Raw genomic sequence first — 12,101 nt, forward strand, 5'->3', positions numbered from 1 at the left:
ACCCGGCCAGCGTCAACGGCGCGGGGGCGAACGTCTTCGGCCTTGCTGCCGACGACACCCACTCGCCCGAGTGGGCCGCGTGGGCCAACGGCGTCGCCGTGCGCGAGCTCGACTACCACGACACCTTCCTCGCCGCCGACTACTCGCACCCCGGCGACAACATCCCCGCGATCCTCGCGGTCGCGCAGCACCTCGGGGCCGAGCGCGGCCTCGACGGCCAGGCGCTCGTGCGCGCCATCGCGACCGGATACGAGATCCAGGTCGACCTCGTGAAGGCGATTTGCCTGCACGAGCACAAGATCGACCACGTCGCTCACCTCGGCCCCTCGGCCGCCGCGGGCATCGGCACGCTCCTCGGCCTCGACACCGAGACGATCTTCCAGGCCGTCGGGCAGGCCCTGCACACGACGACCGCCACGCGCCAGTCGCGCAAGGGCGAGATCTCCAGCTGGAAGGCGCACGCCCCGGCCCTCGCGGGGAAGGTCGCGGTCGAGGCCGTGGACCGGGCCATGCGCGGCGAGACGAGCCCCACCCCGATCTACGAGGGCGAGGACGGCGTCATCGCCTGGATGCTCGACGGCAAGGACGCCTCCTACGAGGTGCCGCTGCCCGCCCCGGGCGAGGCCAAGCGCGCCATCATGGACACCTACACGAAGGAGCACTCGGCCGAGTACCAGGCGCAGGCCTGGATCGACCTCGCCCGGAAGCTGCACGGCGAGCACCCCGCGCTCGTGGACCCGAAAAACGTTGCGAGCATCGTGATTCACACGAGCCACCACACGCACTACGTCATCGGCTCCGGCGCAAACGACCCGCAGAAGTACGACCCCACCGCGAGCCGCGAAACGCTCGACCACTCGATCCCGTACATCTTCGCGGTCGCCCTGCAGGACGGCGAGTGGCACCACGAGCGCTCCTACGCCCCCGAGCGGGCCGGACGACCCGACACGGTCGAGCTGTGGCAGAAGGTGACCACGGTCGAGGACGCCGAGTGGACCCGCCGGTACCACTCGCTCGACATCGCCGAGAAGGCCTTCGGCGGCGCCGTGGTCATCACCCTGACCGACGGCACCGAGGTCCGCGACGAGATCGCCGTGGCCGACGCGCACCCGCTCGGCGCACGCCCCTTCGCCCGCGAGCAGTACCTTGCGAAGTTCCGCACCCTCGCCGAGGACGTGCTGGAGCCCGCCGAGATCGAGCGTTTCCTTGACCTCGTGCAGCGCCTGCCCGAGCTGAGCGCCGATGAGCTTCGCGGCCTCACCATCCAGGCCAAGCCCGGCCTGCTCGACGCTGTCCCCGCGACCCGCGGCATCTTCTAAGGAGACCTCATGCTGTATAGCAAGCTCACCGCAGCCCAGAAGCGCGAGGACTTCCGCGCCAAGCTCGCGAGCGGAACCCTCCAGAAAGTCCCCGGCGCCTTCAACCCGTTGAGCGCGCGCCTCATCGAGCAGAAGGGCTTCGACGGGGTCTACATCTCCGGCGCGGTGCTCTCCGCCGACCTCGGCCTGCCCGACATCGGCCTGACGACCCTCACCGAGGTCGCCGGGCGCGGCAAGCAGATCGCCCGGATGACGGATCTGCCCACGCTGATCGACGCGGACACGGGCTTCGGGGAGCCGATGAACGTGGCGCGCACCGTCCAGGAGATGGAGGACGCCGGCATCAGCGGCATGCACATCGAGGACCAGGTGAACCCGAAGCGGTGCGGCCACCTCGACGGCAAGGCCGTCGTTGACGTGGACACCGCCGCGAAGCGCATCAAGGCCGCCGTCGAGGGCCGTCGCGATCCAAACTTCCTGATCATGGCCCGCACCGATGTGCGCGCCATCGACGGGCTGGACGCCGCCGTGAACCGGGCCAAGGCGCTCGTTGACGCTGGCGCGGACGCGATCTTCCCCGAGGCGATGGCCACGCTCGAGGAGTTCGCCGCGATCCGGGCCGCGGTCGATGTGCCGGTGCTCGCGAACATGACCGAGTTTGGCAAGAGCGAGCTGTTTACGACGACCCAGCTCGAATCCGTGGGGATCAATCTCGTGATCTTCCCCGTTTCCCTGCTGCGCATGGCGATGGGGGCCGCGGGTCGCGCGCTCGACACGATCACGGCCGAGGGGAATCTCGAGAGCCAGCTCGATCAGATGCAGCACCGCGCCGATCTCTACGAGCTCGTGGATTACGAGGGCTACGCGGGCTTCGACGCCGGAATCTTTACCTTCCAGGTCGAGCGCTAGGCAGCCCGCCCGGGCAGGCCGGTCCCGCTCCGCGCGATGCGCCGAGCGGGACCGGCCTGCGCGGCGCAAAAAACTCCCTTCCTCGGTGGACCTGCCCGAACACCGTGAGAAGGGAGTTACGACCAACCTAGCGCATCGGGGACCCGGAGCGGCTGAGCAGTCGCCGGAAACTGAGGCTTGCCCAGCACCCCGGCGTCCCTTATGTTGAGAGCTAACGGTGTGCCAGCGAGGGCACCGCAAAAGTGTCGGGGGGACGACTTTTGCCGGGTCGTTCCGACCCGTCGAGCGTTCCGTGTGTCAACGAGGAGTAACACGTGCGCGTCAACGGCGGCGGAAAACAACGGAACACGCAGGGATGGCGGCGGCGGGCGTTCGCGCTCGCGGCGCTGACGCTCGGGGCGGGATTACCGCTGACCGGCGCAGGGCCCGCGCTCGCGGACGAGACGACCGCGCAGCTGGACATCAAAAAGGAAGCCTCGGACCCGGCGCTCGTCGCGGGCGAGACGATGACCTACACGATCGACGTCTCGTGCTCCGCGATCACTGACGTGGGCTGCCGCAACGCGATCTTCACCGACGAGATCCCCGCCGAGTTCGAGATCGTCTCCGTTGACGTGACGAACGCCCCGCACCTGGACCCGGTCATCGACGGCCAGACCGTCACCGTGCAGTTCAACGAGGACCTGGGCGACGGCACCGCCGGGCTCGTGGAAAACAAGGACGGCACCGTGACCATCACGGTGCGCCTCCGCGAGGACCTGCCCTACGAAAAGAACGGGGTGCCGATCCCGAACACCGCCTCGGTGGTCGCCGATAACGCGCTCGAGAAGGAGTCGACGGCAACCGTCACCCCGGAGATCCCGCTGAAGCTCGGCACCAGCGTGGAGAAGAGCTTCAATCCGGCAGTCAGCGAGATCGCCCCGGGGACCGAGACGACCCTCGGGCTCACCGCCTCGAACACCTCGAACGCCGGCGTCGAGTCGCTCACGATCACCGACCCCGTTGACCCCACCAAGCAGCCCAATCCCTTCACCTACCTGGGCGTGACCGGCATCGCGGGGATCACCTACCCGGCCAACGCCGACACCGCGACGCTGGAGTACTGGAACGGCACCGCCTGGGTCGAGGCCGGTGTGGCCCAGAAGCCGGGAGCGCCGAACGCGCCCCCCGCCGACGCGCAGGGCATTCGCGTGACCTTCACCAGCTCCGCCGGCGAGAAGATTCTCGCCGGCGCGACCGGCGGCCTTGACCTCACCCTGGAGCAGCGAGCGAACGTCGCCGAGCTGATCGAGACGACCGTCGTGGACAATGACGCGCAGAGCGAGGTCGTCCTCGGCGAGGAGCACGCCACGGCCACGGACGACGCCGACTACACCATGACGACCGAGAAGCCCTCGGTCGAAGCGGGCAAGAGCTTTACCCCGAACAAGATTCTGCCCGGCGAGGACACCGTCGTCTCGCTCTCCGGCAAGAACAACGGCGAGATTTCGCTGACCGAGCTCACGATCCGTGAGCCCAGCAAGAACCCAGGCACAGGCATCTTCGACCCCCGCCTGGAGTTCACCGGCTTCACCGCCCCGGTCCATCTCCCGCAGGGCGCGGACACGGCGAGCCTGAAACTCGTGTACCTGGACAAGAACGGCGACGAACAGACGCTGACCGTGGAGGGCCTCGGCGACGGCGACGCCTTCCCCGCGCTGCCCGACGATTTCGGCAGCCTGCAGTACTTCGAGGTGACCTACGAGGACACCACCGGCGAACGCATCATCTCCGGGGCCGAGGCCACGATCGAGTTCGGGGCGACGGCGAAGCCCGACCTCGAGAAGGACGTCGAGATTCCGAACCATGTCGGCGTGACCGGTTCCGCCGGCGGGAACACCGTCAGCGACGTCGCCGATGACACGCTCGTGATCGACGAGGAGCACATCGACCTCGAGACGAAGAAGAAGATCAGCCCCGGCCAGATTTGGGGTTTCGAGGGCGAGAAGGCCACGGTCCAGCTCCCCACGAAGGTCTCCGAGTCTTCGACCGGGAACGCGCACGAGATCGTGGTCTCCGACCCCGAGCTGAACGCCGACGGCAGCCCCGCAGACTCCGACTGGTGGGAGCACTTCCGGCCCACCGCGATCAACAAGACCGACGTCCCCGTCGGCGCGACCCTCACGGTGCGCTACTGGGACACGGCAGCTGGGGCGTGGAAAGACCTGCCCGGGGCCGTCGGCGTCGATGGCTCCTTCACGATGGAGATTCCCGAGGAGCTGCGCGACCAGATCGGCGGCCTGCAGTTCGTGTTCACGAACGACGGCGACGGATTCCCGCCCGGCACCGAGGTGCAGCCGAACATCACGACGGAGCTGAAAGAGAACCTGAAGCCGAAGCCCGAGGGCTCCGACATCACGGTGGAGAACTGCTCCGCCGCCTCCGCCTCCGGCGCCGAGGGCGTCACCCCGGGTCAGGCGAGCGTGGAGAAGCCCTGCCCGACGATCGACATCCAGGCGCCGGTTCCCGGCGAGTGGGACTTCCTCTGGAAGGAGTGGATCGAGCCGGGCGACCAGCTCGTTGACGCTCGCAGCGGTGACTACGCCACGTCCCGGCTGAACTGGGACACCGGCGGCTTCAGCACCTACGAGCAGATGGTGATCGCCGACACCCGGGTGAAGAACACGCCCGCGAACGCCGGACCCGCGGACGACGTCTCGCAGACCACCTACGAGGCCTTGAACCTGATGAAGATCAGGGCGATCACCCCGGAGATGGACCCGTACCTCGCCTGGGACCTCGTGCGCGACGTCCAGCTCTGGAACGGCACCGACTGGGTCACCGCGACGAACGCCACGGGCCTGCCCTACCGCGGACAGACCCCGGACATTTCGCTGACCACCGCCGAGCAGCAGAGCACGACCGCCGTCCGCCTCGTCTTTGAGGAGGACCGCGAGGCTCGCGAGGCCAGCAACGACCCGGATGCGCCGCAACCGGGCACCGGCGTGAGCCGTTCCAACGCGAACAACGACCGCAAGATCGATCTCGTCTGGCAGCTGCGCGACGAGCGCCGGAGCAACGGCGGACCCGTCATCGGTTCCGAGATCTTCAATACGACGACCGAGGGCGATGTGAACAACATTGCCAGTGCGACCGCGCAGACCGGCGGTCAGGTCGTTGGGCACGACACCGACAGCGACATTCTTTCGATCCTGGACCGACCGCTGAACGTCAGCGTCACCAAGGGCTGGACGGGCGGCCCGCTCGGCATTCCGCCGGAGGGCACCGCGCCGGAGCAGTACCCGAGCGGCCGGATCACGATCAGCGCCTCGAACGCCTCGCAGGCCAACGTGGACTCGCTGACCATCGAGGACCCGATTCTCGCCGAGGGCGAGCGCTCACCGTTCGACGTCTTCGACCTGCGCCGGATCGTCGCGATCAACAACGACGTCGTCGGCGCAAACCCGGACAAGACCACCGTGCAGCTCAACCACGCGGGCACCTGGCGCAGCTACGCCCCGGGTGCCGCCCGGGCACTGACCGAGGCCGAGCTTGCCGACGTCACCGCGGTGAAGGTCAGCTACGAGGGACGCATCGTTTCCGGTTCGAAGTCCACGCTCGTGATGGACCTTCGGCTCCGGGCAACGGACCGCACCAGCGGCGAGAAGATCACAACGGTCGACTCCCCGGTGCGCAACACGGCGCAGGGCTCCGTCTCCGACCTGGACAAGTTCCCGGAGCACACGCACACGGCCACGGACACGGATGACGCCGCCATCGCCCTGCAGGCCCTGAACATTGGGGTCACCACGACGAAGCACTTCGATCCGATGCTGCAGTACCGCGACTGGCCGGTTGGCACCCCAGAATACGAGACGGCGCAGTGGGAACCGGTCACGATGACCCTGACCGCCCAGCCGAAGGGATCGGCGCGACCGGCAGAGATGACGGTCACCGACCAGACGCCGAGCTTCTGGAATGCCTACGAGTTTTTGGGCTTCGACCCGAGCTTCTCGCTCGCCAGCCCGATTCAGCAGGTGCGCGTTGACGCGTACGTGGGCGGGACCTTCACGGTGACGGAACCGGGAAACACGCTTGAGGTGGTGGGCGGCAACTGGGTGGAGGGCGAATTCGCCACCACCCCGCAGCTCCCAGCCGGGGTGGACACGGGTGACGTGCAGGGGCTGCGGTTTACCTTCACGCGCACCGACGGCTCTCAGTGGGAGAACCCGGCAAACCCGAAGCAGGTCATCCCGATCACGATGAAGCGCCTCGGCTATCTCCGCAGCCTCGACGCGAACGGCGACAAGATTGCGACCCCGACCGACGAGGACGTTTCGGCTCCGGGCGAGCCCCTGTCCTCCAGCGGCGGCCGGTACACGAACACCGTCGAAACCACGGTGATAAGCGCCACGAACGGGCTCGGCGGCGCACCGCTGACGGCCGAGGACGACGCGACCGCGCAGATCCAGTACGTCGCCGGCGGCATCCAGGTGAACGTGAAAAAGACCCCGGTGGGCGCACAGCCCGCTGGCAAGTTGATCCCGTTCCAACTGATCATCACGAACCCGGCGACGGGCGGGGTGGCGCAGGCGATCTCGAACCCGAAGATCCAGGATCTGCTGCCGGTCATCGATGGCAAGCCGATGCTGATCTTTGACCCCGAGAGCGACACGCCCCGCTTCGAGTACGAGTTCAGTCCCGGGCCGCTCGCGGCGACGGGCAGCGACCTGCCGATGCCCGTCGACCCGAAGCGGGTGACGGTCGGCTATGACACGAACGCGGACGGCGAGCCGACCACGATCAACTTCTCCTTCAAGGAGGGCACCGCCCTCATGCCGGGTGATGTCTACACGATCACGGTGAACATGATGTTCCGCCCGGGGATGCACGCCGGGGTCGCCAACGAGGTGACGAACACGGTGGGTGTGAGCGCCGATAAGCCCTTCGAGTCCTGCAACGAGAGCGCCCCGGAATCCGGGATGGAAATTGTCGATTGTCTGGCCGACACCCAGGTCTACCCGACCGCGGTGGGCGCGCTGAGCGGCAAGAAGTTCGTGAAGGCCGATGACACCGAGCTTGGGGTCACCAACGTCACGAACCCCGCCGCGAGCTGTGCGCCGAGCCTCGACGAATTCTACGCGGGGGACTGCGTGCCGATCACGAAGCCGCTGCACACCGAGACCTGGCGTGAGCGGATCCAGAACACGGGGACGCTGCCTATGGACCGCGTGATCACCGTCGACCGGCTGCCCACCCCGAACGACCTCGGCGCGATCGTGATGCTGCCGCGCGGTTCCGAGTGGCGCCCCACGTGGGAGGGCGGCTTCCAGGCCACCGCCAGCGAGGGCTACCGCAGTGACTTCGCGAAGGAGCCGGAGCTGTTCTACTCCACCTCCGTTGACCCGTGCATCGCGGACCTGCACCCGGCGGAGGCCGACGAGTGCCCGAGCACGGGGCCCGCGGCCTGGCAACCGCTGCCGAAGGATCTGGACCCGGCGTCCGAGCTTGCCCGCTCGATCACGAACATCAAGACGGTGTTTACCTTCGAGGACGACGCGCTGTTCGCCCCCGGTGACCTGCTCGGCTACTCCTTCCAGACCCGGACGCCGGCGACGGCCCCGAAGATGACGACGGACTCGGTCGCGTGGAACACCATCGCGATCGGGGCCGAGACCGTGATCGAGGAGGCCGGCGAGCGCAAGCTCGGCCAGGTACTCGCCACGGAGGGTCGCCGCGTCGGCGTTGCTCTCGCGACCGGCCCGCTCTCGGTGGAGAAGACCGTGAGCGGCAACGGCGCTGCGTTTGCGCCGGAGACGTTCCAGCTGGCGCTGAGCTGCGTGGTGCCGCACCCGGACGGCGGCGCAGCCGTCACGCTCGACCCGATCTCACTCACCCTGACCTCTGGGGAGAAGCTCACCCTGCCGGAGCAGCTGCCCTTCGGGGCCGAGTGCACGCTGACGGAGGTCGCCGGAGCCAACGGCGAGACCGAGGTCAACGCCGAGCAGGCCACGGCGACGATCGGTCGGGACACCGACCCGCTGCCCCTCGTGACGCTCGACAACCTCTACGAGCTGACCGGCTTTGACGTCAGCAAGCAGGTGGTCGGCGCCGTGAACCAGGACGGCGAGGCCATCGACTACGGCAGCTTCACGGTGGCGGCCAGCTGCTCGTTCCTCGGGGAGCCCGTCTTTGCCGAGGGCTTCGACGCTGAGCACCCGATGACGAAGGCGATCGTCGACGGGGAAACCTGGACCCTGACCGGGCTCCCGGTGAACGCGGACTGCTCCGTGACGGAGACCGAGGCGAACGGCGGCGAGTCCGTCATCACCGTCAACGGTGAGCCGCAGGGGGAGACCTTCACGCTCAGCCGCCTCGCCGAGGGAAAGCACACGGTCGCGGTGCTCGTCACCAACACCTTCCCGCTCGGCGCGATCGAGATCGTCAAGGAGCTGGACGGAACCGGTGCCCAGGCGCTGGCCCCGGACACGACGTTTACCTTCCGCCTCGTCTGCACCTTCGAGGAGCAGACGGTCTGGGACGGCGAGCAGACGCTCACCAAGCAGCAGATCGCCGACGGGGAACGCATCCGCGTCGACACGCTGCCGGCCGGCGCCGAGTGCGCCGTGACCGAGACCGGAGCCGCCGGGGCAACGGAGTCCACCCTGACTCCGGACACCAGCGCGGCCCCGATCACGGTGGGCACGCCGGAGGAACCGCTCGTGTTCACGGCGGTGAACACCTTCGCCTCTGGCGGCGAGCTCATCGTCGAGAAGCAGCTCGCGGGGCCGGCGGCCGAGACCGCGAAGGACAAGACGTTCACGGTGTCCCTGAGCTGCGTGGTCGACCCCGAGGGCAGCAAGCAGCCGGTTGCGGTGCCGGACGGGGCCGAGCGCGAGCTCTCGGCGAAAACCGGCCTGACGGCGAGCTACGCCGGGCTCCCGCTCGGGGCTGCGTGCGAGCTGGTCGAGACCGAGACCGGCGGGGCCGCGAAGACCACGATCACCCCGAACGCGGGTGACCCGTTAGTCGGCGTGCTCACCGTCGGCGAGGCGAGCGTCACGCTGACCGTGGTCAACGAGTTCGAGAAGCCGACCGGCCCCGGCCCCCAGCCGACTCCGGATCCGACGCCGAGCGTTCCCGGGGGCAAGACGCCCGGGCTCTCGGACACGGGTGGCCAGAGCCCGCTGCCGTGGCTGATCGGCGCTGCCGGGCTGCTGCTGCTCGGTGGGGTGTTCCTGGCCCGGACCCTGCGCACGCAGGCCAAGCGCCGGGACGCGGTCGAGGGGGAGGACGCCGACACCCGGTAATCGGACGCAGCTCCGAAGCCGCCGTCACCCTGGGGTGGCGGCGGCTTCGCCGCGTTCGTCGCCGCGCTGCGGCGCGGAAGCCGGAAATCCACAGCCGATGGATAGCGAGATAGGCCAGAATGGACACGAACATTCCCAACGAGAGGACCACACCCCTGTGAAGCGCACACTTGCCGCACTCCCGGTAGTCATTCTGGCCGCAACGATGCTGGTCGGGTGTTCGACCACCGATGCGGCATCCGGGTGTGAGCCGGTCGCCCCGGGTTCGGCCAGCAAGGCCGTGAAGCTCGAGGGAAAGTTCGGCGAACAGCTGAAGCTGACCTCGAAGACCCCGATCGACTCCGTTGATCTGCAGCGCAGCGTCGCGATCGAGGGGGAGGGCGAGCAGCTCACCGACACGGACATGGTCAAGGCACACATGTCGATGTTCACCGGCAGCGACGGCACCCAGGTCGCCTCCGAGGACGCCCTGCTGTCCCTGGACGAGCAGTCGATGGCCCCCTGGGTCATCCAGTCCCTGAAGTGCTCCTCCGAGGGCGACCGCGTCGTCACCACGGCGCCCGCAGCGACGATCTTCCCCCAGGGCGGTCAGGACTTCGGCGTCGAGGCGAGCGACAGCGTGCTCGTGGTCCTGGATCTCAAGCAGATCGTCGAGCCGCGCGCGGTCGGCGAAGAGCAGGAGCTCCCCGAGGGCTTCCCCGAGGTCAGCCTCGGCAAGGACGGCGACCCCACGATCACGATCCCCGAGGGCGTCACCCCCTCCGGCAAGCCCGAGATCGCGACCCGCATTAAGGGCGATGGCCCCGTCGTCAAGGCGGGGGATAACGTCTCCGTGCAGTACCGCGGCGTGATCTGGCGCACGGGCGAGACCTTCGATTCCAGCTGGGACCGGGGCTCGATCGCACCCTTTAACACGAACGGCGTGATCGGCGGCTTCAGCGACGCGCTCGTCGGTCAGACCGTCGGCTCCCAGGTCGTTTCGATCGTCCCCGCGGGCGAGGCCCAGGGCGGCTACCCCGAGGACAAGCTCGTCGAGATGGGTCACCAGAAGGACGACACGATGGTGTTCGTCCTGGACATCGTCGACGCCTCGACGCCGCCGAAGCAGTAGCCCCGTCGGGTTCTCCCGGCCAACGGCCCCCGGCGCGCGTGCGCCGGGGGCCGTTCTGCGTCAGACTGGGGGGCATGAAGCGAATTATTGTGCTGGGGTCCACGGGGTCGATCGGCGAGCAGGCGCTGGACGTGATCCGGGCGAACCCGGAGCAGTTCCAGGTGGTCGGCCTGATCGCCGGCACGAACGCGACGCGCCTCGCCGAGCAGGCGGACGAGTTCAGCGTGGACGACACGGGGCTCGGCGCCGACGCCGCCGTGCAACTCATCGAGAGCGTGGACGCGGACGTGGTCCTGAACGGCATCACGGGCTCGGTCGGCCTCGGCCCGACCATCGCCGCGCTCAAGGCCGGGCGCACGCTGGCGCTGGCCAACAAGGAATCGCTCATCGTCGGCGGCGACCTGGTGACCGGACTCGCAGCCCCAGGGCAAATCGTTCCCGTTGACTCCGAGCATTCGGCGCTCGCCCAAGCGCTGCGCTCCGGCACCGCCGGGGAGGTGCGCCGACTCGTCGTGACCGCCTCCGGCGGCCCCTTCCGGGGCTGGAGCGCCGAGCAGCTCGCCGCGGTGACCCCCGCGCAGGCGCTCGCGCACCCGACCTGGGACATGGGCCGCGTCGTCACGACTAACTCCGCGACGCTCGTGAACAAGGGCCTCGAGGTGATCGAGGCGCACCTCCTGTTCGGCGTGCCCTACGGGGACATCGAGGTCGTGGTGCACCCCCAGTCGATCGTGCACTCGATGGTCGAGTTCGTGGACGGCTCGACGATCGCGCAGGCCTCGCCGCCGGACATGAAGCTGCCGATCGCGCTCGGGCTGGATTGGCCGAGGCGGATCGCGGGGGTGGGGCGCCCCCTCGACTGGTCCACCGCCTCCAGCTGGGAGTTCGAGCCGCTGGACCACGCCGTTTTCCCCGCCGTCGCGCTCGCGAAGGAGGTGGGCCGGTCGCGGGGCACCTTCCCCGCGGTGTTCAACGCCGCGAACGAGGAAGCGGTCGATGCCTTCCACGAGGGGCGGCTGAGCTTCCCCGGCATCGTGGCCACGATCCGCGCCGTGGTGGACGGCCATGACGCCCCGGAGCAGCTGACCCTGGAGAGCCTCGCCGAGGCCGAGCGCTGGGCCCGCGAGCGGGCCAATCGCATCATCGAGACCGCTCGATGAGCGGAGCCCGCGGACACCTCGTCCTGCTGCACGGCGGCGGCGTGGGGCCCTGGATGTGGCAGGACGTGGCCCGCCGCCTCGGCGACGAGGTCACCGTGCACACCCCCACCCTCCCCGGGCACACGCAGACGGGCTCCGGCCGCTTTCGCGATCACGAGCACGCGGTGACCTGCGTCGCCGAGCAGCTCGGCCTGGACTCGCTCTCCGGGGAGATCACCCTGCTGGGCTTCTCGCTCGGCGGGCAGACCGCGCTGCGCTTCGCGGACCGCTTCCCCAACCGGGTGCGGCGGCTGGCCATCGTCAGCTCGGTGCT

The 12,101-nt window shown here is 68.8% G+C and carries 6 protein-coding genes; all 6 read left to right on the top strand.

Annotated features, from left to right (window positions below):
• Positions 1 to 1,319, top strand: a 1,319-nt coding sequence (locus tag OOT08_RS12785) for an MmgE/PrpD family protein (RefSeq protein ID WP_325093124.1), incomplete at its 5' end; no start/stop codon positions are given.
• Positions 1,320 to 1,328: 9 nt separating this feature from the next.
• Positions 1,329 to 2,228 carry a methylisocitrate lyase gene (gene prpB / locus OOT08_RS12790; protein WP_325093125.1) on the top strand — a complete coding sequence of 300 codons (900 nt, stop codon included), beginning with the start codon at positions 1,329 to 1,331 and terminating at the stop codon, positions 2,226 to 2,228.
• Positions 2,229 to 2,542: 314 nt separating this feature from the next.
• Positions 2,543 to 9,517, top strand: a complete 6,975-nt coding sequence (locus tag OOT08_RS12795) for a DUF5979 domain-containing protein (protein WP_325093126.1) — start codon at positions 2,543 to 2,545, stop codon at positions 9,515 to 9,517.
• A 157-nt stretch (positions 9,518 to 9,674) separates the two neighbouring features.
• Positions 9,675 to 10,628 carry an FKBP-type peptidyl-prolyl cis-trans isomerase gene (locus OOT08_RS12800; RefSeq protein ID WP_325093127.1) on the top strand — a complete coding sequence of 318 codons (954 nt, stop codon included), beginning with the start codon at positions 9,675 to 9,677 and terminating at the stop codon, positions 10,626 to 10,628.
• Between the two features lie 74 nt (positions 10,629 to 10,702).
• The gene (dxr, locus tag OOT08_RS12805; protein ID WP_325093128.1) at positions 10,703 to 11,788 is read left to right on the top strand and encodes a 1-deoxy-D-xylulose-5-phosphate reductoisomerase; all 1,086 of its coding nucleotides are present in this window, start codon (positions 10,703 to 10,705) and stop codon (positions 11,786 to 11,788) included.
• On the top strand, positions 11,785 to 12,101 hold a 317-nt coding region (locus OOT08_RS12810), incomplete at its 3' end, for an alpha/beta fold hydrolase (RefSeq protein ID WP_325093129.1). The genes dxr and OOT08_RS12810, both read left to right, overlap by 4 nt.

The sequence above is a fragment of the Leucobacter sp. M11 genome, assembly GCF_035726885.1.
GTDB lineage: Bacteria > Actinomycetota > Actinomycetes > Actinomycetales > Microbacteriaceae > JAPFRB01.

What these genes read in the sequence shown, in the direction of transcription:
- prpB (WP_325093125.1), top strand. Translation starts at nt 1,329, where the DNA reads ATGCTGTATAGCAAGCTCACCGCAGCCCAGAAGCGCGAGGACTTCCGC.
- dxr (WP_325093128.1), top strand. Translation starts at nt 10,703, where the DNA reads ATGAAGCGAATTATTGTGCTGGGGTCCACGGGGTCGATCGGCGAGCAG.